Below are 24,711 nucleotides of genomic sequence, written 5' to 3' on the forward strand. Positions count from 1 at the left end.
AGTCAGTCAGTCAGTCAGTGAGATTAGTCTAAGTTTTGTTGTTCCTGTTTACAATGTCGAAAAATATCTTGCTCAGTGTTTGGATAGTCTTGTTTCACAGTCCGTGAGTAAAGAAATCATCATTGTCAATGATGGTTCAACGGATGGTAGCTTAGCCGTAGCCGAGCAGTATTTCTCTCGTTATCCCTTCATTACCCTCATCAATCAACATAATCAAGGGGTTGCTTCTGCCCGTAATGCCGGCTTGAGGCAAGCGAAAGGACGTTATGTCTATTTTGTCGATCCCGATGACTGGCTTGTTGAAACTCATTTAGGCAGCATGGTTGAGATTGCTGACAGACATCAAGCCGATGTGCTAAAAGGCACCATAGAAAATAGTTATGAATGTGATTCAAGAGGACCTTGTTCACGCAGGTTTGAGTCCTCTCGAATAAAATCAAATCAATATGAGGTTATGAGTAGTTATCAACATTTGAATGATATGCTCAAATGGGATTGGCATCCAAGTTGCTGTTTTGGCTTTTTTAGAACAAACTTTTTGCGCCAAAATAATCTTTGGCTTAATGAAACCTTAAATGTTGGGGAAGATGTGCTATTTATTACAGAAATTCTTTCTCTCTCAGATGTTACAGTGATTGAGGTAGGGCGTGTATTTTATCACTATCGTTTAAGACCAAATAGTCTCACCACAACAAAAAACGATATATCAAAACTTGTTCATCTATTTGAACTTGATAAATATTTAATAAAACTTTATGAACAACGCCAAAATGACATTAAAAATGTCAATGACGAAACAAAACGAATGTTTGTAAATTTAGAAAGAATTAGAGCGATTAACTTTAGTATAGCTTATCGTTATCAATATTCACGGTATTCACCGGAATTTAAAGCTGAAGCCTATCATTATTTCACAGAAGAAGTATTACAATTGATGAAAAAATGGCTTCCTTTTGAGGTGAAATTATAAATCCTTAAAGCGATAAATAATCTGATTCGCCGATCCCCGCCAAAGTAAGCTTGGGTCGGCTTTTTCTTGTTCAAATTTTCCATCAATGAGGACATCAACATAGGGTAGCATGGCACGCTGATTTTCATCTAGCTCATCTAATTTGTAACCTGTCCATACCCAAATATCTTTGTCGGGGCATTCACGTTTTACCCGTTGTACGAAAGGCAAGAGTGTTTCTACGTTGCGAGGATGTAGTGGATCGCCACCGGATAGTGTTAAACCTTGGCGTTTAATACGGGTATCTTTTAAATCATTGATAATTTGTTGTGCCATGGCTTCGTCAAATACTACACCGGCACTGAACGACCAGCTTTTTTGGTTGTAGCAGCCCTTGCAACCATGGGTACAGCCACTCACAAAGAGTGTACAGCGTGTCCCTTCGCCATTTACCACATCAACGGGGTAATATTGTAAATAATTCATTATGCCAATTCCTGAAAAGTGTGGTTTAAATTCTCGTCAAATTCACCATTAGGTGCAATTAATCTTTGCAATGCCCCTTTAATTCTTGCATAATAGTGCGCAATCGCATTGCGATATCAATGGAAACCTTTTCGGTCTCTCGCAACGGTGTCCGGTTTACTCGGTCAGGTTCGGAAGAAAGCAGCCAAAGTCGGAATTTCTGTGTGCCGAGAAGAAGCTGGGAAGGTTTCCGCCCAACTTCTTCCTTTCTAGACACGTTCAATTAATCGTTTGAAAAATCCCTGTTCTTTTTGGATTAAACTTTCGTAATCGCCCTGTTCAATGAGTTTACCCTCATCAATGACAAAAATGCGGTCAAATTGTTCAAGTGCGGTTAAACGGTGAGTCACCATAATCAGGGTTTTATTTTTCGTATGCTGTAAAATTAAGCGTAAAATTTGACGTTCGGTTTCACGATCAAGCCCTTCTGTGGGTTCATCAAGTAATAAAATCGAGGCATGATTTAGTAAAATTCGGGCAATACCTAAACGGCGTTGTTCACCACCGGAAAGGGGGCGACCGCCATCACCTAACCAAAGATCTAATCCTTCCGGTTGTGTTAATAATTTGCCTAATCCCACTTGATTGAGTACCTCAATCATTTTTTCGTCAGATATTTTGTCGTGGCTAGCAAATTGTAAATTTTGACGCAAGCTATCGCTGAATACATGAACCCTTTGGGTTAGAAAACAGAATTGCTCACGCAGCGTTTGTTCGGCGTAGCTAGAAATTGCTTTATCTGCAAGTAAAAGTTCCCCTTGATTGGGATCATAGTTGCGTACCAATAATTGAAGTAATGTGGATTTACCGCTACCTGTTTTGCCAAGAATGGCCACTTTTTCTCCTTGCATTAAATCAAGCGTGAGATTTTCTAAGGCAAAATTTTCTCTATCCGGATAGGCAAAACTTAAATTCTTAGCGGAAATTAACCGCACTTTGGGTTCAAATTTTGCCTCACCGTTAAATTCAACTAAAGGCTGTTGTTCAACAATGTCCGTCACTCGTTCGGCAGCGGCGATAACTTGTCCGATATGCAAAAAAGCTGAGCCTAAAGGCATAATAATTTCAAAGGCGGCAAGGGCGGCAAAGGTGAATAAAGCAATAAAAGCCGCCCGATATTCGTCCACACCAAAATCCGCTTGGCTACCGAACCATAGCATAGTGCAAATAAGTAAGCCATTGAGAAAGAGAGCAAGTGCGGTGGAAAATCCGCCTAATTTTGCTTCTTTTTCTTGGGTAGCTTGCCAATGCTTTTCTGTGCTTGCCATTTTCTCTTTGACTTGATTTTCGGCATTAAACAGTAAAAGTTCGGCTTGGGCTTGGATAAATTCTAAGAATTGAGTGCGGTATGTGGCTCGTGCTTGTACTAAAGGTTTGCCAAATTGTTGACCTAAGCGATAGAAAATAGTTGGGATAAGCACTAATAATATTAACAAAACCATACCCAGCCCTAATGCAAGGGGAGTATGAATAAAACTTAAACCGATTGTCATTGCCATAATCACAAATGCCGCACTGAAAAAAGGCGCAAGTAGGCGTAAATAAAGGCTGTCGAGTGTATCCACATCCGATACGAGGCGATTTAATAACTCGCTGTTGCGATAACGGTTCAGCACAGCAGGGCTTAACGGAATGATTTTTTCAAAGACTTGTATTCGTAAATTTGCCAGAACACGGAAAGTGGCATCATGTGTGACAAGTTTTTCAAAATAACGGGCGACGGTGCGTCCGATAGCTAATCCTCGCACGCTGGCGGAAGGATAAAAAAAGTTAAACAGCGTACCGAGCCCGGCAATGGCGGTAGCAGCCAAGAACCAACCGGATAGGGTGAGTAATCCCATACTGGAAGCTAACCCTAAAGTCATCAAGATCAAACCTAAAATTAAGGGCAATTTAGCGAATGCAAATAAACGTATAAAAGGCAGTAATGCACGCATTATTGAATATCCTCTTGTCGTTGAGCGAGTAATTCGGCAAAAAAGCCGTGGGATTTGAGCTGAGAAAAATCGCCTTGTTGAAGAATTTCCCCTTGTTGCATCACAAAAATTTGATCGCATTGTTTGAGATCTTCAATGCGATGGGTGATCATCAATGTGGTTTGATAGCAACTGATGTCATTTAAAGCTTGTAAAACTAAGTTTTCTGATTGTGCATCGAGGCTTGCCGTGGGTTCATCAAGGAGAAGTAATTTGCCTTTGCGTAATAATGCCCGTGTAATGGCAAGACGTTGTGCTTGCCCCACGGAAATCCCTAAGCCCCCGTCTTTGACTTCATAGTTTAAACCGAGTTTGTCAGTGAATGTTTTGGCTTGTGCTAAGGTTAAAGCACGGTCAATTTCTTCATCGTTTGCTTGAATATCGCCAAGTAATAGATTTTCTTTAATTGTGCCTTGGAGCAACAATGGATTTTGCCCTACCCAAGCAATGTGTTTACGCCATTCGGTCAGATTGCTTTCACGGAGTTCTTGTCCATTGATTTTTAATGAACCTTCATAGGGAAGAAAACCGAGGATGACATTCATTAAAGAGGTTTTACCTGCACCACTTTGCCCCACCAAGGCGACATTATGATTAGGTGGAATATGGAAGGTGAGAGGTTTTGTCAGCGGTGTACCTTGAGTAGAAAGCACCACGACATTTTCTGCCCGAATTTCCACCGCACTTTCAAGAGGAATTTTCTGATCATTGAGATGAATGGCTAGGTAGTCTGTTTCTAAAAAATCCACAATAGCATCGGCAGCACCGATACCGGCGGCTCGGTCGTGATAATAGGTGCCGAGATCTCTAAGGGGTTGATAAAACTCAGGGGCAAGAATTAAACAGAAAAAACCGGTAAAAAGGGTAAGCGGAGTACTGTAAGTGCCAAATTCAATTTGTCCGAGATAGCTAAAGCCGAAATAAACCGCCATAAGTGCAATAGAAATCGAGGTGAAAAATTCGAGTACTGCGGAAGATAAAAAGGCGATTTTAAGTACATCCATGGTGGTTTCACGAAAATCTTCCGTGGTGTTTTTGATATGCTCGGTTTGTTCTAAAGTGCGGTTAAAAAGGCGTAAGGTTTCAAGCCCTCGTAGGCGATCTAAAAATTGTGCGCTGAGGCGGGCAAGGGTTGCCATATTTTTTTGATTGCTATCTGCCGCCGCAATGCCTACCAAAATCATAAAAGCCGGTACCAGTGGTGCGGTGAGCATTAAAATTAAACCGGCAGCCCAGTTTAACGGAAATACCGCAATTAAAATGACAATGGGGAGGATCACTGAAAGCGTTTGTTGTGGAAGAAAACGGGCGTAGAAATTGTGCAAATTTTCCACCTGTTCCAACATAATACTTGCCCAACTGCCTGCCGGTTTTTGATTAATGGTTGCCGGCCCGACAAGGTGAATTTTATCTAGAATTTTTTGGCGAATATGATTGCGTAATTGACGACCGCTTTCAAAACCGATTTTTTCGCGAGACCATAAGATGATTGCCCGAAAAGTAAAACAGAAAATTAAGCCTATAAAATACGGAATAAGATCATCCGATGGCACATTTTGCATAATGAGTTTATCGAGTAGAAAGGCGAGAAAATAAGTTTGTATCACTAAAATAAGCGATGAAACCGTTGCAAGGGCAATGTTGGCTCGCATCAATTTTTTGATAGGCTCTTGCTGGGTACGTAGCCATTTTTGTAAATATTTTTGGCGAAGTTTATCCATAGATTTTTATTCGTCCCAAGTCGGGGAGGATAGATTGGTACGCAGGGCTCTCCACGCACGATGATAAGTCGTTGGCGTGCCAACTCTCACTTAGCACGCCTTAATATTTATTTTTGTGCGTCAAGATAACGTTCAGCATCCAATGCAGCCATACAGCCCGTGCCGGCAGAGGTGATCGCTTGACGATAGTTATGATCCATCACATCGCCGGCCGCAAACACGCCTTCCACCGAGGTGGCAGTCGCATTACCTTCAAGACCGGATTTTACCACAATATAACCGTTGTTTAATTCAAGCTGACCTTGGAAGATTTCTGTGTTTGGTGTGTGACCGATTGCCACAAATAAACCGTCAATATTGAGATCTTCTTTTGTACCGTCTTTGGTATTTTGTAAGCGTAAGCCGGTTACTCCCATATTGTCGCCCAATACTTCGTCTAAAGTGCGGTCGGTATGAAGCACGATTTTTCCTTCTTCTACTTTTTTGTATAAGCGGTCGATTAAGATTTTTTCCGCACGGAAGGTATCACGACGGTGGATTAAGTGAACACAACTTGAGATATTGGCTAAGTAGAGGGCTTCTTCTACTGCCGTATTACCTCCACCAATCACTGCAACGGGTTTGTTACGATAGAAAAAACCATCGCAAGTGGCACAGGCGGAAACGCCACGACCTTTGTAATGTTCTTCAGAAGGTAAACCTAAATAGCGGGCTGACGCACCGGTGGCGATAATCAACGCATCACAGGTGAAATTTTGCACATCACCATAAAGTTTGAACGGACGAGAGGACAAATCTACACGGTTGATATGATCGAATACAATTTCTGTATCGAATTTTTCTGCGTGTTGCAACATACGTTGCATTAAACCGGAGCCTGTGGTTTCACCAAAATCCCCCGGCCAATTTTCGATTTCATCAGTCGTTGTAAGCTGACCGCCTTGTTGTAAACCGGTGACTAACACAGGGTTTAAATTGGCACGAGCGGCATAAATTGCCGCAGTATAACCGGCAGGGCCGGAACCTAAAATTAGCAGTTTGGCGTGTTTGGTATCTGACATAGCGTATCCTTTCTTAACATATTGAAATAATTTGATTTTATACTGGACACACGCAGTGTGTCCTTACAAATAAACCCAAAATCAAGTTTTTGTCACGGCGACATAATACTGTATTTAATAGAGCAGAGAGTAAAGTAACCGGCGGAATTTATTGGTGAGTGGATCCGCATTACCCATTGCACTTAAAATAGATAAAAATTGTTGTTTTACTTCACCGTTTTGTGTATTTAAATCCGTTTTTAAAAGATCAAAAAGAAGTCTGAGTGCTTCTTCATTTCTGCCCGCTTGATGTAATTGTACGGCAAGTTTAATAGCGATGTCAGGCGTCGGATTTTTCGCATAATCTGCTGTTAATTGTTGAATTTCCGGCGTGTTTGCCGCTTGAATTAATAATTCAATCTGGGCTTGTAAACCCTGCCAGCGGCTATCCCGATCTTGCAACGGAATTTGATTTAAAATTTCTTGTGCCGGCTCGGTTTTTTTCATCGCAATGTAGGTTTCCGCATAGAGTAGGGCGATATCGCTGTTTTTCTTATCGGAAAGTTCCCACGCCTCTTTTAATAGTGGCAATGCGGCATCGTAATTTTCTACTTGTAAGAAATCTAAGGCTTGATGAAATTTGAGTTCTTCCTCTTTTGGCAAAATCACACTTAAACGTTGTAAGAGCGAGGCTTGATCCAATGCACCGGGAAAAGCATCCAATGCTTGTGCTTCTTTGAATAAATAAGTGGTAGGTAAAGCTTGAATACGAAATTGCGCTGCAATCATTTGTTCGCTTTCACAATTCACTTTACCCAGTATAAATTGTCCTTGATATTGCTCAGCAACCCGTTCTAACAATGCTAAAAAATCTGCCGATTCTTTGTGGCTAGGCGCATAAAAATTCACTACCAGTGGTTTTTCAAGAGACTGTTGAAGAATTTCGGTGAGATTTTGTTCATTGATCTCAACAATAAAAGGAAAATCAGCCATTGTTCATCCTTGTTAGGAAAAAATAATGGCTGATTTTAGCAAAGTGCGGTCAATTTTAGAAATGTTTTGAAAATTGACCGCACTTTCAGTCTATAAAAGAATGCTGCCGATGAGGGCAATGATAAAGCCTACCACACCAATTGAGGTTTCAAGTAATGTCCAAGTTTTTAATGTGGTTTTGGTATCCATTTCTAAGAAACGGCTCATTAGCCAGAAGCCGGAATCGTTTACATGGGATAGGACGGTTGCACCCGATGCAATGGCAATCACGATAAAGCAAAGATCAAATTGACTTAAATCGGTTGCAGCCGCAACGGTGGGTGAAATCAGTGCTGCAGCAGTCGTTAAGGCAACAGTGGCAGAGCCTTGGGCAACACGCATTACCATTGCAATAACGAAAGCGGCAACGATGATTGGCATACCGGTATCCGATAACATAGCGGATAATACATCGCCGATACCACTGGCACGTAGCACACCGCCAAACATTCCGCCCGCACCGGTAACTAACACGATTGAGCAGATTGGACCTAGGGCGTTATCACAGATTTTTTCAATTTGTTCATGGCTACGTTGATCTTTTAGGAGTAAGATTGCCACGATCAATGTAATCAACAATGCAATGGGTGTTTTACCAATTAAACGGAGCGATGCCACCCAAGTTTGTGAACCATCAATCACTTTTGCCACACTTAACGTATTCAAACCGGTGTCAAATAAAATAAGAATAATTGGGAGCAATAAAACAGTCATCACACGGACAAAACTTGGTGGATTCTGTACTGACGTATCGGTAATTGCGCCTGCATTTAAAAACGCCTTTGGTAAATCGACATGGACTTTTTTGCTGATAAACATACTAAATAAATAAGTCCCGATATACCAAGTCGGGATAGCACAAATTAAACCGACAATCACTAATAAACCAATATTTACCCCCAGTAAATCACCGGACGCAACAGGGCCGGGATGAGGCGGAAGGAAAGCATGCATCACCGCAAATGCTCCTGCAACAGGGAAAGCATAGCGTAGTACTGAACCGCCGAAACGTTTTGCTACGCTAAACACGATAGGCAACATGACGACTAAACCGGCATCAAAGAAAATGGGGAAACCGAATAACAGTGACGCAACGCCTAATGCAAAGGGGGCTTTTTTCTCACCAAATTTATTGATAAGGGTATCAGCAAGGACTTTCGCACCGCCGGTGATTTCTAATAGGCGACCAATCATAGCACCTAATCCGACAAGAAGAGCCACAGAGGCGAGGGTGTTACCAAATCCACCAAGCAAGGTTGGTAAAATTTTTTCTACCGGAATACCGGAAGCAAGTGCGGTAAGTAAACTGACAATAATCAATGCCACAAATGCGTGGACTTTGAATTTAATAATAAGTAAAAGCAGCAATAAAATCGCCGCAATCATAATCACAATAAGCATAGATATTTCTCCAGGTGAATTGTTACCCGTAACATATCTTTTATTTCTATTGGGGTAAATGGTGAGTTTTCAACTTTGTGATCTTATTCACATTATTTTTAAATCAAGTAAGAGATTTCTGATTTATCAGCCATTAATTTTGTGATCAGGATCACAAAATAAAATGTTACGAGTAACAATTCATTAAAATTCTTATATGATTAAGAAAAATATTTGTGAGGTATGTTATGAGCAAAGGAAAAAGTTTTATCCTAATGGGAGTGTCAAGTACGGGAAAAACATCCGTTGGAACGGTTGTGGCACAGCGTTTAGGTATGAAATTGATTGATGGTGATGATCTTCATCCTCGTGCCAATATTATTAAAATGGGGGAGGGACAGCCTTTGAACGATGAGGATCGTGCCCCTTGGCTTGAGCGTATTCGTGATGCGGCGTTTAGTCTTGAACGTAAAAGTGAAGTCGGCATTATTGTTTGTTCGGCATTGAAAAAGAAATACCGTGATTTGATTCGAGAGGGGAATGAGAATATAAAATTTCTATTTTTGGAAGGTTCTTTTGATTTGGTGCTTGAGCGTATGAAACAACGCAAAGGGCATTATATGAAAACGGATATGTTAAAAAGCCAATTTGATACCCTTGAAGTGCCACAAGAAGACGAGCCGGATGTGATTCATATTGATATTGACGGCAGCTTTGAAAGCGTGGTAGAGCGTTGTATTAATGCTTTAAAACCACTGCCTGAATGATAAAAGTGCGGTTATTTTTAACCGCATTTTTACATGCTCTCTCCAAGATGGATTTTAAATCCAAGGTCAATGATTTTGTCTTTGAGGGGCTTACCATTTAATCGTGCTAATAATTCTTGAGCAGCGAGTTTTCCAATTTCCAAGCGGGGAGTAATCACTGTCCCAAGTTGAGGGGTAACGGAGAAACCGACATCATGTCCGTGAAAGCCTGCAATGGCAATTTGTGTCGGAACAGAAATGCTAAGTCGCTGACATTCAAACAGTGCGCCAATCGCCAAGTCATCATTGGTGCAGAAAATACCATTGGTTTCGGGGCGTTTTTCAAGAATTTGACGAAGCTGTTTTCCGCCTAGCGTGAAGGAGGAGGGTTCTTCCGTAATTAAGCTGTATGGGTCAAGCCCATATTTTTTCATCGCCTGTTCATAGCCTTGCATTTTGAGTTGGGTTCGTTTGTCCATTCGTGCAGTGAAATACACAATATTTTTGTATCCCCTTGTAATCATGGTTTCTACCATCGTTTGGGCTGCCGCAATATTATCAAAACCGATCACTTGTTGGATGCCGGTTTGCGTGCTATCCATAATTTCAATCACGGGAATGTTTGCCACTTCAATCATTTTGAGCGTTCGCAAAGAATGGTAATTTTCCGATAAAATCAGCCCGTCCACATTGTATGAAAGCAAACTTTCAATGCGTTCTTCCTCTTTTTTCACACTGTAACCATAGTGAGCCAACATTGTTTGATAACCCGCTTGATCGGTCATATATTCAATGCCTTTTAATACATCGGCAAAAACATGATTGGTGAGGGAAGGAAGCAACACGCCAATGGCTTTGCTTTTGGCATTGGAAAGAATTTCCGGTGCGCGATTAGGAATATAGCCAAATTGCTCAAGAGCTTGAGCAATACGAATCCGGGTTTCTTGGGCGACGGAATCGGGATTACGCAAATAACGGCTTACCGTCATTTTTGTGATGCCGAGGTGGGTGGCAATATCCTGTAAGGTGGGGCGTTTGTGTTTCATTGAAATCAAAATTAAATCATGCATAGCGGGCAGTATAACAAAAACATCGCATTTTTTGACCGCACTTTTCGTTTAAAAAAGGTATAATTCGACCCAAGTTTATAACAAAGGATAGCGTATGACGGATGACATTCGTTTAACACAATATAGTCACGGTGCGGGTTGAGGCTGTAAAATTTCGCCTAAGGTGTTAGGGACAATTTTACAAACACAACTTGAACATTTTGTCGATCCTCATTTGTTGGTGGGTAATGATACCGCAGATGATGCGGCGGTGTACGATTTGGGAAATGGAACTGCAATTATCAGTACCACAGACTTTTTCATGCCGATTGTGGATGATCCTTTTGATTTTGGACGTATTGCGGCAACTAATGCGATTAGCGATATTTTTGCGATGGGGGGAAAGCCGATTATGGCAATTGCAATTTTGGGTTTTCCGATCAATAAATTACCGGCAGAAGTAGCGCAAAAAATTGTCGATGGCGGGCGATTCGCCTGTCATCAAGTGGGGATTTCTCTCTCCGGTGGACATTCCATCGACGCATCCGAACCCATTTTTGGTTTAGCGGTAACGGGTGTGATTAATACTGAAAAAGTGAAACGAAATGCCTCAGCTGAGGCGGGCAGTAAACTCTATTTAACCAAACCTTTGGGCATTGGGGTACTGACTACGGCGGAGAAAAAAGGCAAATTAAAACCCGAACATCAAGGCTTGGCAACGGCTGCTATGTGTCAAATGAATATTATCGGTAGCCAATTTTCCGAAGTGGATGGGGTCACCGCTATGACTGACGTAACAGGCTTTGGTTTAGTCGGTCATTTACTTGAAGTCTGTGAAGGCTCAAACCTCAATGCTGAGTTGTTTTTCGGTAAAATTCCGACCCTTGAGGGCGTATCGGACTATATTTCTGAAGGTTGCGTACCGGGAGGCACGACGCGTAATTATGAGAGTTATGGGCATAAAGTGGGGACATTGACGGATTATCAAAAAGCAGTGTTGTGTGATCCGCAAACCTCCGGTGGTTTATTGGTGGCGGTTAAACCGAAAAGTGAGCTGGATATCTTGGCGATTGCACAAACAGCGGGCGTTGATATTTATGAAATCGGTGTGCTGAAAGCGAGAGATAAAGAAAAAAGAATTTTTGTTGAGGTTCGTTAGTAAGAAGCGTGGGAGAAAAATCCAGTATTATGTCGGCATTGCACAAAGCCGGTTTTTCTTTCGTTTGTAGGGACACACGCAGTGTGTCCCTACATTTTGTTGAAACTTCTATTTTTTGTACATTTACATAATACCGAGTAAATCCACGCTTATTTTTATGCCAGTTTTTGTAAAATTAAATTACCCATCATTTCAATATGAGCCGGTTCGGCATTCAGTGCGGGAATATACTGATAAGATTCTCCCCCGTTATGGAGAAAGTTCTCACGATTTTCTTCATCAATTTCTTCAATGGTTTCCAAACAATCCACCGAGAAACCGGGGCAAACTACGGCAATTTTATGGATACCTTGTGCGCTTGCTGAAATTAAAAATTCATCGGTGTAAGGTTGTAGCCATTCTTCACGTCCAAAACGGGATTGAAAAGTCATTCCCCATTGGTTTTCCGTTAAACCGAGTTTATCGACAACGGCAATAGTGGTTTCTTTACAATGTTGGCGATAATAATCACCTTGGTCTTCATAGCCCAATGGAATTCCGTGATAAGAAAAGAGCAAAAACTCATCAGGTTTTAACCGCACTTTGATGGATTGCACTAAGGCACCAATGTAGTGTTTATCCAAATGATAGGAATGGATAAATTCAAAAGGCGGTATATTGCGAGTGTGTTTGAGTGTGTTGGCAAAAACATCAAATAAGGCACCGGTAGTGGTGCTGGAATATTGCGGATATAGTGGTAATACAATAATTTTTCCAACCTGATTTTTAAGCAAATTATCAACCGCACTTTGCATAGAAGGATTGCCGTATGTCATGGCAATTTCAACCTGTACATTGATATTTTTTGCCGATAAATAGGCTTGCAAAGCTTCTTGCTGCTGTGTGGTGATAGCAAGTAGTGGTGAGCCTTGTTCTGTCCAAATCGCCTGATAATTTTTGGCAACCCGTTTGGAACGAGGGGGAAGAATAAGGAATTTAAGCAAAGGCCACCACTTCCAACGGGGTAAATTAACAACACGGGGATCTGTTAAAAAAGGCCATAAATAACGGGAAACTGCCGTTGGGGTGGGTTCATCAGGGGTGCCTAAATTAGCTAGAATCACACCAATTTTTTTTGTAGTTGTCATAAATTTATAATAGAAAGCGTTAATCTTGAAACGCAGCAGAGTTTATCCTGTTCATTTCGGATGTCAATTTGCCAAACATGGGTATTTCGACTTAAATTGATAGGCATCGCCTTTGCTGTGACCTTGCCTTCTCTTACCGGGCGAAGATGATTGGCATTAATGTCTAAGCCTACCACGGCTTTTCCTTCCTCTACACAGAGAAAACCTGCAAGAGACCCCACCGTTTCTGCCAGAGCAACAGAAATGCCGCCGTGTAATAAGCCAAAAGGCTGTGTAGTACGATTATCCACCGGCATTGTGGCTTCAAGCCAATCTTCACCGAAAGCAGAAATTTCAATACCAAGATGGCCAACGGCACAGTTTTTCCCCATTTCATTAAGTTGTGGGAGGGTAAAGGGCTTTTTCCAAATCATTTTTATCCTTAATTCGCAAAATAAAAGAACGCTATTCCATCACTTCAAGCAATGCTTGGACGGGATGTTTTAATACCACTTGTTCATAACGTTTCACTTGGCTACGGCAAGAATAACCGGTTGCTAAACAAAAGTGCGGATCTTTTCCGTGAAGTTTTTTGCTCCATGAAATATCGTAAATTTCTCGGCTCATGGTTTGGTTTTGTGTTTCATGACCAAATACCCCAGCCATACCGCAACAGCCCACTTTTTCTACCGTTAATTGTTGCCCGAACTTTTCAAAAATTTGCTGCCATTCTTTTGGACTATTAGGCATAAATGTGGATTCCGTACAATGTGGAAATAAATGCCAATCAAAAGTGCGGTTGGTTTTTGGTAGGTTTTCTAATATGCCGGAATCCAGTTGGTTTTTGAGCCACTCATGGGCGGTCAATACATGGAAATCCCCCCGTTGTGCCTGTAATGCCTCTTTATACTCATCACGATAAGAAAGCACAATGGCGGGATCTACCCCCACTAACGGCACATCTAATTTAGCAACACGATTAAGAAATTCCGCTTGGTTTTTTGCTGTTTTCGCAAAACGTTTCAAGAATCCCTTGATGTGCATGGCCTTGCCATTTGGTTTGAAAGGGAGAAGAATCGGGTTAAAGCCCAGTTTTTGTGTCAATGCCACGAAATCCCGCACTACTTTCGCATCGTAATAAGAGGTGTAAGGATCTTGCACGATCAGTAAAACTTTCTCCTTTTCCACCGCACTTAGCTGTTCTAAGGCTTCTAACGGTTTGCCTTGATAGCCGATTTCTACAAGCTGTTGTTGCAAATTTGGAGTGGAAAGTAGCGGTAAATCTATCATTCCTGTGGTTTTTTCTACCAGCCTTTGGGTGCTTTTTAATTGGGTAAAGTAATTGAAAAATTTGGCTTGTTTCGCCATATAGGGAGCGGCAAGTTCCAAATTTGCTACGATATGATCTTTTACCGGACGCAAATAACGAATGTGGTAAAAATGGAAAAATTTGGCACGGAAACTCGGCACATCAATTTTGATTGGACATTGGCTGGCACAGGCTTTGCAGGCAAGGCAGGTATCCATTGCCGCTTTGACTTCATGAGAAAAGTCATATTCTCCACGCCATTTTTGCACGCTGTGGTGAATTTTGGCGACAAGTGCGGTCAATTTCACATTATTTTTTTGAAAATCAAGTTGTTCAGGCGAAATGTTTTCATTGGCTAATAAACGCAACCATTCCCGCACCATCGCAGCACGCCCTTTTGGGGAAAACACACGGTTTTTACTCACTTTCATTGAAGGGCACATAATGCTGTGTTCATCGAAATTAAAACATAGTCCATTTCCGTTGCAATTCATTGCACCTTTAAATTCCTCTCGTATTTGAATCGGTATTTGGCGATCGTAGTCAGCCCGCATTGGCGACAAAATAGAGTAGAGTTCATCTTCAGAACCTAAAGGTGTGCAGATTTTCCCAGGGTTTAGGCGATTATGCGGATCGAATAAAAATTTGATATAACGGAGTTCGTTCCAAAGTTCTGGTGTGAAGAATTTCTCGCCGTAATGGGAACGCACACCTTTACCGTGTTCCCCCCACAACAAACCGCCATATTTGATCGTGAGTTCAGCTACTTCGTCAGAAATTTGTTTGAAAAGTTTGACTTGTTCTTTATCGCATAAATCCAAAGCCGGACGCACATGTAATACGCCGGCATCGACATGTCCGAACATGCCGTATTGTAAATGGTGACGATCTAGTAAAGCCCGAAATTCGCTGATGTAATCGGCGAGATGTTCCGGTGGAACACAGGTGTCTTCTACAAAAGGAATAGGTTTCGCCGCCCCTTTAGCATTGCCGAGTAAACCTACGGCTTTTTTACGCATGGCGTAAATGCGTTCAATAGAAGGGAGGTCATCGCAAATTTGATAACCAATAATGTGATCCTGCTGTTGGGCGATTTTTTCATCTAATGCCTGACAAAGTGCGGTCACTTGATGATGGATTTTTTCTCGATTATTACCGGCATATTCCACAATATTTAGACCAAGAATAGGGCGGCTTTCTTCTTCCGTTAAAAGTTTGCTAACTGAGTGCCAAATAATGTCTTGTTTGGCAAGATTCAAAACTTTGGAATCCACTGTTTCGACAGACAGGGCATTCGCTTTCACCATAAAAGGCGCATTACGCAATGCTGCATCGAAAGAGCTATATTTTATATTAATGAGGGTGCGGTATTGCGGAATAGGCAAGAGATTCAATTTGGCTTCGCAAATAAAGGCAAGAGAACCTTCGGAGCCGGTAAGCAAGCGAGTGAGATTAAATTCAGTTTCGTCTTTATTGAAGACATTTTTTAAATCATAGCCCGTTAAAAAGCGATTAAGTAGTGGTAAATCATTGATGATACTTTCACGTTTTTCTTTGCAACGTTGTGCGATAGTTTGATGGAGGGCTTTACTGGTTTCATTTAAGCCAAGGGAATCAATATCGTCGAAAATAGCCTGAGATTTGACCGCACTTGTATCCAATATTTCACCGTTTATTAGGACGCTGCGTAATGCGAGGACATGATTTGAGGTTTTACCGTATTGCAGTGAGCCTTGTCCTGAGGCATCGGTGTTAATCATACCACCCACTGTGGCACGATTACTGGTGGAAAGCTCCGGTGCAAAGAATAAACCGTAAGGTTTTAAAAATTGATTGAGTTGATCTTTCACGATGCCTGCTTGCACACGCACCCAGCGTTCTTCTACGTTTAGTTCTAAAATTGCCGTCATATGGCGGGACATATCAACAATAATATTATGGTTAAGAGATTGTCCGTTTGTACCCGTACCACCACCACGAGGTGTGAAACTAAGGGGTTGATATGCAGACTGATTTGCCAGTTTAGTGAGACGCACAACGTCTGCCAGCGTTTTAGGGAACAAAATAGCCTGAGGCAGCTGTTGATACACACTATTGTCTGTGGCGAGGCTTAATCTATCGGCATAATCTGTGGCAATATCGCCCTCGAAATGTTGTTTTTTTAAGTCACTAAGGTAATCCTGAACAATTTCATCAAGTTGTGGTACACGGGAAAGGCGGGGTAACATAGTTTCACTCACAAAATAATACAGAAAAAGAACGAAGAGATAATATATGATACGGGTTAGAATGTCGATTTTTAAGGAGTGAAACTTGATAGCCTGAGCTTCGTTTTATTTAAATGAGAATGAATATTAACAAAGGATAAATGAATGTTCATTTTAATGATTAATTGTTTATTAATTAATCATAATAGGTAAAAAAAATTTGATCTTTGTCTATTTTATAGGATAATAGCTCCACTTTTGAACGTTCCTTTGGCGACACAAAGGAATTGAATTTGTCAAAAGTTGGTAACGATAGGGCAAATTCAAAACCCTAGTTAAGCAATGCTTAGAAGCCGTTTTGATTAGAATATTCAAAGGGTTTTTAAGTAAGGAAACTTTTATGATTAACGATGACTAAATAGAGGACATCAAAATGAAAAAAACTGCAATCGCATTAGTAGTAGCTGGTTTCGCAGCTGCTTCTGTGGCTCAAGCGGCTCCACAAGAAAACACTTTCTATGTTGGTGCTAAAGCGGGTTGGGCGTCTTTCCATGATGGTTTAAAACAATTTGACTCAAAATATGTCGGTCACCAAAATGGTTTCGGTGTTAACCGTAACTCTGTGACTTACGGTGTTTTCGGTGGTTACCAAGTCTTAAATCGTGACAACTTAGGTTTAGCAGTAGAATTGGGTTACGATGATTTTGGTCGTGCTAAATTCTCTAAAGGTGAAAAAGTTGTTTCAAAACACACTAACCACGGTGCACATTTAAGCTTAAAAGGTAGCTATGGTTTAGGTGGCTTAGTATCAGCTTTAGACGGTTTAGATTTATATGGTCGTGTTGGTGCTGCATTAGTACGTTCTGATTACAAAAATGCTAAAGGGGTTAATTTAGCGGATACAGCTTGGGGTACTCGTGCTCACAGCTTAAAAGTATCTCCGGTATTTGCAGCAGGTGTTGAGTACGCGTTACCTTCATTACCAGAATTAGCATTACGTGTTGAATACCAATGGTTAACTTCTGTTGGTAAAGATAACAAAATTGCAGAAAATGAAGACTATACTCCGTGGATCGGTTCTGTAACTGCCGGTTTATCTTACCGTTTCGGTCAAGGTGCTGCACCAGTTGTTGCGCCTGAAGTTGTAAGCAAAACTTTCAACTTAAACTCTGATGTTACTTTCGCTTTCGGTAAAGCAAACTTAAAACCACAAGCACAAGCAACTTTAGATGGTATCTATGGTGAAATCGCACAAGTAAATAGTGCTAAAGTAGCAGTTGCTGGTTACACAGACCGCATCGGTAAAGATGCAGCAAACTTAAAATTATCACAACGTCGTGCAGACTCAGTAGCTAACTACTTAGTTGCTAAAGGTGTTGCTGCACAAGACATCACTGCAACTGGTTACGGTGCTGCGAACCCAGTTACCGGTGCAACTTGTGATGCGGTTAAAGGTCGTAAAGCACTTATCGCTTGCTTAGCGCCAGACCGTCGCGTTGAAATCGCAGTTAACGGTACTAAATAATTTCATTTAGTTATCCGTTGATGGATTAAATAGAAGAAAGACCTAAACCTCGGTTTAGGTCTTTTCTTTTAGTAGAAGAATTCTTTAATTTTATAGGAACATTATTATGAAAAAATGGCTTGTTATTCTCCTTGTTGCTATCGTAGCCGGTGGGTTTGCATTAATGCCAAGTTATAATGGCTTAGTTAAAGCAGAAGAAGAAATTGATTCTGTTTGGGCGAATGTTGAATCTTCTTATCAACGTCGTGCGGATCTCATTCCTAATTTAGTGAATACCGTAAAAGCTCAAGCAAACTTTGAGCAACAAACTTTAACCAATGTGATCGAAGCTCGTGCAAAAGCGACACAAACTAAGATTGATCCTTCCAATATGACAGAAGAACAACTTGCACAATTCCAACAGGAACAAAATCAAGTAGGCTCGGCATTATCTAGATTACTTGTTACTGTCGAACAATATCCGCAATTAAAGGCGCATGAAGGTTTTATGAATTTACAAGCGCAGTTAGAGGGAACTGAGAATCGTATTAATGTTGCTCGTAATAAATTTAATGATGCCGCTCGTGGATATAACCAAAAAGTACGTCAATTTCCAACAACATTCGCTGCATTGATCTTTGGTTTTAAAGAAAAACCTTACTTTAAATCTACATCTGGTGCTGAAAATGCCCCTACTGTGAATTTTAATTAAGGTATAAGTAATGAAATTCTTTTCAAGGATTCCGGTCGATAAAAAACAAATAGAGGCGGCAATTGCTCGCCTTGAAAGTCGAAGTTCGGCAGAATTAAGGGTTTATATTGAACGTAAATTACCAAAAACCGAAAAAGGATTATCGGCGATTGAGCGAGCATTACAAATTTTTGGTGAGCTTGATATGCATCAAACAGCAGAAAAAAATGCAGTATTAATTTATGTTGGATACAAAAATCATCTTTGTGCCATTATTGGTGATAAAGGAATTCATCAATTTGTCGATGATGCTTATTGGCAAAAACAATGTAATTTAATGATTGCACGATTTAAGGAAAAAGCCTATACACAAGGTATCGTTGAGGCGATTGAACATATTACCGATACCTTAAAAACGCATTTTCCTATTCAAGTTGATGATAGAAATGAATTGCCAAATGAGGTGATTATTCATGACTAAAGTTTTGCAAATCATGAAAAGTGCGGTTGTTTTTATCTTTGTTTTTTGGGGGGCTTTTGTCTATGCCGTACAGTTTCCATCTACGCAAAATCCTTTTCGTTATGTGAATGATTACACGAATACGCTTTCCTCACAACAACAGCAAATTCTTGAAAATAAACTGATTTCTTATGGTAATGCGACTAGCTCGCAAATTGCCGTTGTGCTTGTACCGACTACCGGTGAATATGAAATTGCGGATTATACTTTTGCCTTAGGTGATAAGTGGGGAATTGGGCGTAAGCAACTTAATAACGGCGTTTTAATACTAATTGCAAAAAATGATCGCAAAGTATTTATTGCGACAGGGCAAGGTTTGGAAGGGGTATTACCGGACGCTTTTTTATCACAGGTTATCCGCAATGCAATTTTACCGCAATTTAAACAAGGGCAGTATGCTCAGGGTATTAATGACGGATTAAATGACATTATCGCTGCAAGCCAAGGGGAATATGGTGCTTATCAAATGGAAGATAGTGAGTTTGATAAATATATTCCCTTTATTATGGTGCTGGTGTTTATTGCCTTTGTTGTGTTTGGCGAATATCAATATCATAAAGATGAAATTTATATCAGCCCGAATCAGCGTGATCAATTGAATCGAATTGTGCGTCAATCAACATTATCCCGTCGTCGTGGGGGAGGCTCCGGTTTCGGCGGAGGATTTGGTGGCGGATTCGGCGGAGGTGGTTCATCGGGAGGTGGTTTTGGCGGTGGAGGCTTCGGCGGTGGCGGTGCGGGTGGAAGTTGGTAAACCTGACCTGATTACTCAAGTTCTAATTTGTGATACCTCTAACTTATGTTAGAATACGTGCCTCTATTTTTTACGGGGAACATTATGGAAACGTTAGACAAAATCAAAAAACAAATCAGCGAAAACCCGATTTTAATTTATATGAAAGGTTCACCGAAATTGCCTTCTTGTGGTTTTTCTGCTCGTGCAGCAGAGGCATTAATGAACTGCAAAGTGCCCTTTGGTTATGTGGACATTCTTCAACATCCGGATATTCGTGCTGAATTGCCCGCTTACGCAAATTGGCCAACTTTCCCACAATTATGGGTTGAAGGAGAGCTAATTGGAGGGTGCGATATCATGTTAGAAATGTATCAAACCGGTGAGTTACAAACTTTATTAAGTGAAGTGGCAGCAAAACACCAAGAAGCATAATCTTCCATCCTTAAAACCCGTTTATTGCGGGTTTTATTTTGTCTAAATTTTGTGATCAAGCTAACAGTTTTGTTTCAAGATGCTTGTATATTTTAAAAAGTTTATATAGACTTTTAGCCCTTAGTCGGGGTGCTAACATTGTTTGGCTGAGAGATACCCGTGAACCTGAAACAGATAATGCTGGCGTAGGAAACTAACTCTTTTCATTAGGCTGTTTCTTCATTTCTATTTTTATAAGGACAGTACAATGAAGAAAATAATCCTCATTTCAACCGCACTTTTTGCTGCTTCTGCATTTGCTCAAACTGCTGCACAACCACTCACTGTTTATACTTACGATTCTTTTAGTGCCGATTGGAGTGCTGGGCCGAAAGTTAAAACCGGCTTTGAAAAACAATTTCCACAGTGTCAGTTAAATTATGTTGCCTTTGATAATAATGGTACTTTGTTTAATCGTGTACGCTTAGAAGGAAAAAAAATTAAAGCGGATGTGGTATTAGGTTTAGATAATCATCAAATTGATGAAGCCAAAAAATTAGCAATGTTCGAACCTAACCAAGTGGATCTTGGTAAATTGGCATTACCGCTAAAATGGGATGATCGCACATTTTTGCCTTTTGATTTTGCAAAATATGCTTTTATTTACGATAAAAATAAATTAACTGACCCACCAAAAAGTTTTAAAGAATTGATTGAACGTAAAGATCTAAAAGTACTATATCAAGATCCGCGTACCAGTAGTATCGGGCGAGGTTTATTACTTTGGGTAAACTCCCTTTATCCGCAAGCGGAAGCACAAAATGTCTGGAAAACTTTGTCAGAACACACCGTAACCATTACAAAAGGTTGGACAGAAGCCTACGGTGCATTCCTAAAAGGGGAAGGGGAGCTTGTGTTAAGCACAAACACTTCGCCAATTTACCATATTCTTTCTGAGCAAAAAAATCATTATATGGCAACGGAATTTAGTGAAGGCGGCGTATTACAAGTGGAAGTCGTTGCTAAAGTGGCTAACCGTCATAACACTTGCGCGGATCACTTTCTTGATTATTTGATTTCACCGGAAGCACAAGCCGATATTGCGAAAAATAATGTGATGCTACCGGTTATTGATAGCCCTATCGAAAGTCATATTGATGCGTTAAAAAAACATACTCAAAATATGCCGGTACTGGATACGTCAAAAGTCACGGGGGAACAATTAAAAACTTGGATTAATCAGTGGCAAAAAGCCCTTTCTAAATAGTTTCTAATGATATCGTTGTTTTCTCATCCGCATTTCCGTCCTCGTCATTATATTGGCGGAAGTGCGGTTATTTTTTTCATTGTTTTGCTTTATAGCACATCGCTTTCTGCGGTATTTTCCATCGGTGGAAATTATTCTTGGGAGGCTTTCAAGCAGGATGATTATTTACATCAAGTTATCTTTTTTAGTCTCGGGCAAGCCTTTTTATCGGCGTTACTTGCCGTGCTGATCGGGGCATTATTTGGACGTGCGTTTTTTTATCAGCCTTTCCCGGGAAAACGTCTTATCCAGCGTTTACTTTCCCTTACTTTTGTGTTGCCGGCGCTTTTGGCGATCTTTGGCTTACTCGAGATTTATGGCACGGAAGGTTGGTTAAGTCGGCTAATGCAGTGGTTAGGGATTAATTGGAAACCGACAATTTATGGGTTGAACGGTATATTAATTGCCCACCTCTTTTTTAATATTCCCCTTGCTGCGAGGGTAACGCAACAAGCCTTGCAAGCTATTCCCTCAGAACAACATCAGTTAGCCGCACAATTAAATATTCGAGGTTGGCAATTTTTTCGTTTAATTGAAATACCTTATTTTAAAAATCAGCTTTTACCGACTTTTGTTCTCATTTTTATGCTGTGTTTTACCAGTTTCACCATCGTGCTTTCTCTTGGTGGCGGGCCACAAAATAGCACTTTGGAGGTTGCTATTTACCAAGCGATCTTTTTTGAATTTGATTTTCCTAAGGCGGCTTTATTTGCCTTGATTCAATTTGTTTTTTGCTTTGTATTATTTGGGATATCCCAAATTTTTGCTAAACCGCCGGAAACCAGCCTTTCCCAACGCTATATTTGGTTGATGCCACCATCAAGTGCGGTCAAAATTTTTAATGTTTTTATTTTGTTTAGCGTATGTTTATTGCTTTTCATACCATTGCTGAGTATTGTGGTGGAAGGGGTGGTGAGTGCACCGGAATGGTTTAGTTTTTGGCAAGATCCCCAACTATGGAAAGCGTTAATCTATTCCCTTTCAATGGCACCCGCTTCAGGTGTATTAGCGATAGTATTTTCTTTTTTATTACTTCTGCTTTCCCGCCAGCTACAATGGCTTCATTTTCCTGTGTTTGCAACCCTCATTCAAACCGGTGGTATGATGATTTTAGCCGTACCAACGTTAATTCTCTCGGTAGGATTATTTTTACTTTTACAGGAAATGGATTTTAGCAATATTCATTTATTTTTAATTGTTGTGTTGTGTAATGCGTTAGCCGCCATGCCTTTTGTCATTCGAATTTTAAACACACCGATGATGCAAGCTACGCAGTATTACGAAAAATTGTGTTTATCGCTAAATCTTAAAGGGTGGCAACGCTTCAAATTAATTGAATATCCCTTATTAAAAACACCGCTAAAATATACCTTTGCTTTGGCGACAACACTCTCTTTAGGGGATTTTACGGCAATTGCCTTATTTGGTAGTCCGGATTTTACTTCTTTACCGCACTTGCTTTATCAGCAAATCGGACAATATCGGAGTCAAGAAGCGGCGATTACGGCATTGATTTTGCTCAGCTTATGTCTTGGATTATTTATGTTTATTGAACACAATAGGGATAACAATGATTAAATTAAAACAAGTGAAATTTAATTATCAATCCATGCCGATGATGCTTGACTTACATATTGGTGGGCAAGAAAAAGTGGCGATTATCGGTGAGAGTGGTGCAGGGAAAAGTACCCTATTAAATCTGATTGCCGGTTTTGACTATGCCAATGAGGGGGAAATTTGGCTTAACGGTGAAAATCATACGAGAAGCGCCCCTTATGAACGCCCGGTTTCCATGTTATTTCAAGAAAATAATTTGTTCACCCACTTGACCGTGGCGGAAAATATTGCATTAGGCTTAAAACCGAATTTGTCCCTTTCAAAGGAAGAGAAAATACGAATTGAGCAAGCCGCAAGTGCGGTCAATTTACAGGATTTTTTAACGAGAAAATCGACCGCACTTTCCGGTGGGCAAAAGCAACGTGTTGCATTGGCACGTTGTCTGTTGCGTGATAAACCCATTTTATTATTGGATGAACCTTTCTCCGCACTTGATCCGCAATTACGTATGGAAATGTTAAAGTTGCTCGACCGGCTATGTAATGAAAAGCACTTAACATTGCTACTTGTGACACATCAACCACAGGAATTAGAAGGGTATATTGATCGTATCATCCCTATTCATCAAGGACGAAATTTATAGGAAAAGAATGACAAGCGTACAATCTATTCAATTAAATAGCATAACACCACATCCTTCCATTGAATATTGGTCGGTTTGCAAAGTCGAGGCTTTGTTTGAGATCCCATTTTTAGAATTAATGTATCGTGCTGCTCAAGTTCATCGTGAGCATTTTAATCCACAAGCTATTCAACTTTCGACTTTAATGTCGATTAAAACCGGAGGTTGTCCGGAAGATTGTCATTATTGCCCACAATCATCTCGCTATCAGGCGGGTGTTCAAAATCAACAATTATTGGAGATTGATGAGATTGTGGCTAAAGCTAAGATTGCGAAATCCCGTGGTGCTGCTAGGTTTTGTATGGGCGCAGCATGGCGAGGCCCGAAACCTAAGGATATTGAAAAAGTGACAGCTATTATTAAAGCCGTAAAAGCTCTTGGGTTAGAAACCTGTGGTACCTTTGGATTGCTGCAAGAAGGAATGGCGGAAGAACTAAAAGAGGCGGGGCTAGATTATTATAATCATAACCTTGATACAGCACCGGAACATTATGAAAAAGTTATCGGAACACGTCATTTTGGTGATCGTCTAAGTACTTTAGGGAAAGTGCGAAAGGCGGGTTTAAAAGTATGTTGTGGTGGGATTGTAGGGATGAATGAAACACGCAAAGAGCGTGCAGGTTTGATCGCTAGCCTTGCTAATTTAGATCCCCAGCCTGAATCTGTGCCAATAAATCAATTAGTGAAAGTAGAAGGGACACCGCTTGAAAATGCTGTTGAGCTGGATTGGACAGAATTTGTGCGTACGATTGCTGTTGCACGAATTACGATGCCAAAAAGCTATATACGCTTATCGGCTGGACGCCAAGGGATGACGGAAGAAATGCAGGCGATGTGTTTTATGGCTGGTGCTAATTCTATTTTCTATGGTGATAAACTACTCGTTACAGGTAATCCTGAAGAAGACGGTGATCGATTACTTATGGCAAAACTCGATCTTGAACCCGAAACAGAAGAAAATCGAAAAATTCTTGAATGATAGGATATAGAGATATAAAAAGTGCGGTTAATTTTAACCGCACTTTAGATTTTTAGCGGTATTATGGCGCAGTTGAACAAATCTGTTTCTGGGTTAGTTTGTAGGGACACACTGCGTGTGTCCGAA

At 40.6% G+C, this 24,711-nt stretch carries 22 protein-coding genes, 1 other RNA gene and 1 riboswitch; of the genes, 13 read left to right on the forward strand and 10 right to left on the reverse strand.

The window, feature by feature from the left end; all coding sequences use genetic code 11:
• Positions 1 to 970: glycosyltransferase (locus tag BKK54_RS08160; RefSeq protein WP_077542598.1), on the forward strand; the 970-nt coding region annotated here is incomplete at its 5' end.
• On the opposite strand, the gene nrdG is transcribed toward BKK54_RS08160, so the two are convergent.
• Positions 965 to 1,435, reverse strand: a complete 471-nt coding sequence (gene nrdG / locus BKK54_RS08165; protein WP_077542599.1) for an anaerobic ribonucleoside-triphosphate reductase-activating protein — start codon at positions 1,433 to 1,435, stop codon at positions 965 to 967. The two genes, BKK54_RS08160 and nrdG, sit on opposite strands and share 6 nt — an antisense overlap.
• 128 nt (positions 1,436 to 1,563) lie before the next feature.
• On the opposite strand from nrdG, the gene ffs reads away from it, so the two are divergent.
• Positions 1,564 to 1,662, forward strand: an RNA gene (ffs, locus tag BKK54_RS08170) — signal recognition particle sRNA small type.
• Positions 1,663 to 1,683: 21 nt separating this feature from the next.
• Here the strand turns inward: ffs and cydC are convergent.
• From cydC to BKK54_RS08195, 5 genes are all read right to left on the reverse strand, one after another.
• The gene (cydC, locus tag BKK54_RS08175; protein ID WP_077542600.1) at positions 1,684 to 3,411 is read right to left on the reverse strand and encodes a heme ABC transporter ATP-binding protein/permease CydC; all 1,728 of its coding nucleotides are present in this window, start codon (positions 3,409 to 3,411) and stop codon (positions 1,684 to 1,686) included.
• The gene (cydD, locus tag BKK54_RS08180) at positions 3,411 to 5,171 is read right to left on the reverse strand and encodes a heme ABC transporter permease/ATP-binding protein CydD (protein WP_077542601.1); all 1,761 of its coding nucleotides are present in this window, start codon (positions 5,169 to 5,171) and stop codon (positions 3,411 to 3,413) included. The genes cydC and cydD overlap by 1 nt, the downstream gene beginning before the upstream one ends.
• A gap of 107 nt (positions 5,172 to 5,278) precedes the next feature.
• The gene (gene trxB, locus BKK54_RS08185; protein ID WP_077542602.1) at positions 5,279 to 6,232 is read right to left on the reverse strand and encodes a thioredoxin-disulfide reductase; all 954 of its coding nucleotides are present in this window, start codon (positions 6,230 to 6,232) and stop codon (positions 5,279 to 5,281) included.
• Between the two features lie 114 nt (positions 6,233 to 6,346).
• Positions 6,347 to 7,204, reverse strand: a complete 858-nt coding sequence (locus BKK54_RS08190; protein WP_077542603.1) for a co-chaperone YbbN — start codon at positions 7,202 to 7,204, stop codon at positions 6,347 to 6,349.
• 90 nt (positions 7,205 to 7,294) lie between these two features.
• Positions 7,295 to 8,644 carry a GntP family permease gene (locus BKK54_RS08195; RefSeq protein ID WP_077542604.1) on the reverse strand — a complete coding sequence of 450 codons (1,350 nt, stop codon included), beginning with the start codon at positions 8,642 to 8,644 and terminating at the stop codon, positions 7,295 to 7,297.
• A gap of 227 nt (positions 8,645 to 8,871) precedes the next feature.
• On the opposite strand from BKK54_RS08195, the gene BKK54_RS08200 reads away from it, so the two are divergent.
• Complete coding sequence (locus BKK54_RS08200; protein ID WP_077542605.1) at positions 8,872 to 9,390, forward strand: gluconokinase; 519 nt, start codon at positions 8,872 to 8,874, stop codon at positions 9,388 to 9,390.
• A 29-nt stretch (positions 9,391 to 9,419) separates the two neighbouring features.
• Here BKK54_RS08200 and gntR read toward each other — a convergent pair whose 3' ends face one another.
• Positions 9,420 to 10,439, reverse strand: coding sequence for a gluconate operon transcriptional repressor GntR (gntR, locus tag BKK54_RS08205; protein WP_077542606.1), 1,020 nt, complete (start codon positions 10,437 to 10,439; stop codon positions 9,420 to 9,422).
• Between the two features lie 94 nt (positions 10,440 to 10,533).
• On the opposite strand from gntR, the gene selD reads away from it, so the two are divergent.
• Positions 10,534 to 11,577, forward strand: a complete 1,044-nt coding sequence (gene selD, locus BKK54_RS08210; protein ID WP_083717925.1) for a selenide, water dikinase SelD — start codon at positions 10,534 to 10,536, stop codon at positions 11,575 to 11,577.
• 155 nt (positions 11,578 to 11,732) lie between these two features.
• Here selD and hemH read toward each other — a convergent pair whose 3' ends face one another.
• The 3 genes from hemH to ydiJ are packed head-to-tail and all read right to left on the reverse strand — an operon-like array spanning position 11,733 to position 16,220.
• Positions 11,733 to 12,704 (reverse strand): ferrochelatase, encoded by a 972-nt coding sequence (gene hemH, locus BKK54_RS08215; RefSeq protein WP_077542608.1) that lies wholly within the window; start codon positions 12,702 to 12,704, stop codon positions 11,733 to 11,735.
• Positions 12,701 to 13,117, reverse strand: coding sequence for a hotdog fold thioesterase (locus tag BKK54_RS08220; RefSeq protein ID WP_077542609.1), 417 nt, complete (start codon positions 13,115 to 13,117; stop codon positions 12,701 to 12,703). The genes hemH and BKK54_RS08220 overlap by 4 nt, the downstream gene beginning before the upstream one ends.
• A 31-nt stretch (positions 13,118 to 13,148) precedes the next feature.
• Complete coding sequence (gene ydiJ, locus BKK54_RS08225; RefSeq protein WP_077542610.1) at positions 13,149 to 16,220, reverse strand: D-2-hydroxyglutarate dehydrogenase YdiJ; 3,072 nt, start codon at positions 16,218 to 16,220, stop codon at positions 13,149 to 13,151.
• 412 nt (positions 16,221 to 16,632) lie between these two features.
• On the opposite strand from ydiJ, the gene ompA reads away from it, so the two are divergent.
• The 9 genes from ompA (at position 16,633) to bioB (ending at position 24,585) form a co-directional block, all read left to right on the forward strand.
• Positions 16,633 to 17,724: a porin OmpA gene (ompA, locus tag BKK54_RS08230; protein WP_077542611.1), complete on the forward strand. Its 1,092-nt coding sequence runs from the start codon at positions 16,633 to 16,635 to the stop codon at positions 17,722 to 17,724.
• Positions 17,725 to 17,830: 106 nt separating this feature from the next.
• Positions 17,831 to 18,415 carry a LemA family protein gene (locus BKK54_RS08235; protein ID WP_077542612.1) on the forward strand — a complete coding sequence of 195 codons (585 nt, stop codon included), beginning with the start codon at positions 17,831 to 17,833 and terminating at the stop codon, positions 18,413 to 18,415.
• A gap of 10 nt (positions 18,416 to 18,425) precedes the next feature.
• On the forward strand, positions 18,426 to 18,875 hold the full coding sequence (locus BKK54_RS08240) for a TPM domain-containing protein (RefSeq protein WP_077542613.1): 450 nt from the start codon (positions 18,426 to 18,428) through the stop codon (positions 18,873 to 18,875).
• Positions 18,868 to 19,668 (forward strand): TPM domain-containing protein, encoded by an 801-nt coding sequence (locus BKK54_RS08245; RefSeq protein WP_077542614.1) that lies wholly within the window; start codon positions 18,868 to 18,870, stop codon positions 19,666 to 19,668. Before BKK54_RS08240 ends, BKK54_RS08245 begins: the two co-directional genes overlap by 8 nt.
• A gap of 84 nt (positions 19,669 to 19,752) precedes the next feature.
• Positions 19,753 to 20,082 carry a Grx4 family monothiol glutaredoxin gene (gene grxD / locus BKK54_RS08250; RefSeq protein WP_077542615.1) on the forward strand — a complete coding sequence of 110 codons (330 nt, stop codon included), beginning with the start codon at positions 19,753 to 19,755 and terminating at the stop codon, positions 20,080 to 20,082.
• Between the two features lie 115 nt (positions 20,083 to 20,197).
• Positions 20,198 to 20,291, forward strand: a riboswitch (TPP riboswitch).
• Between the two features lie 38 nt (positions 20,292 to 20,329).
• A complete protein-coding gene (gene thiB / locus BKK54_RS08255; protein WP_077542616.1) occupies positions 20,330 to 21,328 on the forward strand; it encodes a thiamine ABC transporter substrate binding subunit in 999 nt (332 codons plus the stop codon).
• Positions 21,329 to 21,334: 6 nt separating this feature from the next.
• Positions 21,335 to 22,945 (forward strand): thiamine/thiamine pyrophosphate ABC transporter permease ThiP, encoded by a 1,611-nt coding sequence (gene thiP, locus BKK54_RS08260; RefSeq protein WP_077542617.1) that lies wholly within the window; start codon positions 21,335 to 21,337, stop codon positions 22,943 to 22,945.
• Positions 22,938 to 23,567, forward strand: coding sequence for a thiamine ABC transporter ATP-binding protein (gene thiQ / locus BKK54_RS08265; protein ID WP_077542618.1), 630 nt, complete (start codon positions 22,938 to 22,940; stop codon positions 23,565 to 23,567). Before thiP ends, thiQ begins: the two co-directional genes overlap by 8 nt.
• 7 nt (positions 23,568 to 23,574) lie before the next feature.
• Positions 23,575 to 24,585, forward strand: coding sequence for a biotin synthase BioB (gene bioB, locus BKK54_RS08270; protein WP_077542619.1), 1,011 nt, complete (start codon positions 23,575 to 23,577; stop codon positions 24,583 to 24,585).
• The last annotated feature ends 126 nt before the right edge of the window (positions 24,586 to 24,711 follow it).

Source organism: Rodentibacter genomosp. 1 (genome assembly GCF_001999285.1).
In the GTDB taxonomy this organism is placed as follows: domain Bacteria; phylum Pseudomonadota; class Gammaproteobacteria; order Enterobacterales; family Pasteurellaceae; genus Rodentibacter.

Excerpts from the sequence above, each read along its gene's own strand:
- nrdG (WP_077542599.1), bottom strand. The coding sequence starts at position 1,435 with ATGAATTATTTACAATATTACCCCGTTGATGTGGTAAATGGCGAAGGG.
- BKK54_RS08235 (WP_077542612.1), top strand. The coding sequence starts at position 17,831 with ATGAAAAAATGGCTTGTTATTCTCCTTGTTGCTATCGTAGCCGGTGGG.
- BKK54_RS08195 (WP_077542604.1), bottom strand. The coding sequence starts at position 8,644 with ATGCTTATTGTGATTATGATTGCGGCGATTTTATTGCTGCTTTTACTT.
- ydiJ (WP_077542610.1), bottom strand. The coding sequence starts at position 16,220 with ATGTTACCCCGCCTTTCCCGTGTACCACAACTTGATGAAATTGTTCAG.
- thiB (WP_077542616.1), top strand. The coding sequence starts at position 20,330 with ATGAAGAAAATAATCCTCATTTCAACCGCACTTTTTGCTGCTTCTGCA.
- thiP (WP_077542617.1), top strand. The coding sequence starts at position 21,335 with ATGATATCGTTGTTTTCTCATCCGCATTTCCGTCCTCGTCATTATATT.
- BKK54_RS08240 (WP_077542613.1), top strand. The coding sequence starts at position 18,426 with ATGAAATTCTTTTCAAGGATTCCGGTCGATAAAAAACAAATAGAGGCG.
- cydD (WP_077542601.1), bottom strand. The coding sequence starts at position 5,171 with ATGGATAAACTTCGCCAAAAATATTTACAAAAATGGCTACGTACCCAG.
- BKK54_RS08220 (WP_077542609.1), bottom strand. The coding sequence starts at position 13,117 with ATGATTTGGAAAAAGCCCTTTACCCTCCCACAACTTAATGAAATGGGG.
- cydC (WP_077542600.1), bottom strand. The coding sequence starts at position 3,411 with ATGCGTGCATTACTGCCTTTTATACGTTTATTTGCATTCGCTAAATTG.
- BKK54_RS08245 (WP_077542614.1), top strand. The coding sequence starts at position 18,868 with ATGACTAAAGTTTTGCAAATCATGAAAAGTGCGGTTGTTTTTATCTTT.
- ompA (WP_077542611.1), top strand. The coding sequence starts at position 16,633 with ATGAAAAAAACTGCAATCGCATTAGTAGTAGCTGGTTTCGCAGCTGCT.
- BKK54_RS08200 (WP_077542605.1), top strand. The coding sequence starts at position 8,872 with ATGAGCAAAGGAAAAAGTTTTATCCTAATGGGAGTGTCAAGTACGGGA.
- BKK54_RS08190 (WP_077542603.1), bottom strand. The coding sequence starts at position 7,204 with ATGGCTGATTTTCCTTTTATTGTTGAGATCAATGAACAAAATCTCACC.
- bioB (WP_077542619.1), top strand. The coding sequence starts at position 23,575 with ATGACAAGCGTACAATCTATTCAATTAAATAGCATAACACCACATCCT.
- gntR (WP_077542606.1), bottom strand. The coding sequence starts at position 10,439 with ATGCATGATTTAATTTTGATTTCAATGAAACACAAACGCCCCACCTTA.
- grxD (WP_077542615.1), top strand. The coding sequence starts at position 19,753 with ATGGAAACGTTAGACAAAATCAAAAAACAAATCAGCGAAAACCCGATT.
- thiQ (WP_077542618.1), top strand. The coding sequence starts at position 22,938 with ATGATTAAATTAAAACAAGTGAAATTTAATTATCAATCCATGCCGATG.
- hemH (WP_077542608.1), bottom strand. The coding sequence starts at position 12,704 with ATGACAACTACAAAAAAAATTGGTGTGATTCTAGCTAATTTAGGCACC.
- trxB (WP_077542602.1), bottom strand. The coding sequence starts at position 6,232 with ATGTCAGATACCAAACACGCCAAACTGCTAATTTTAGGTTCCGGCCCT.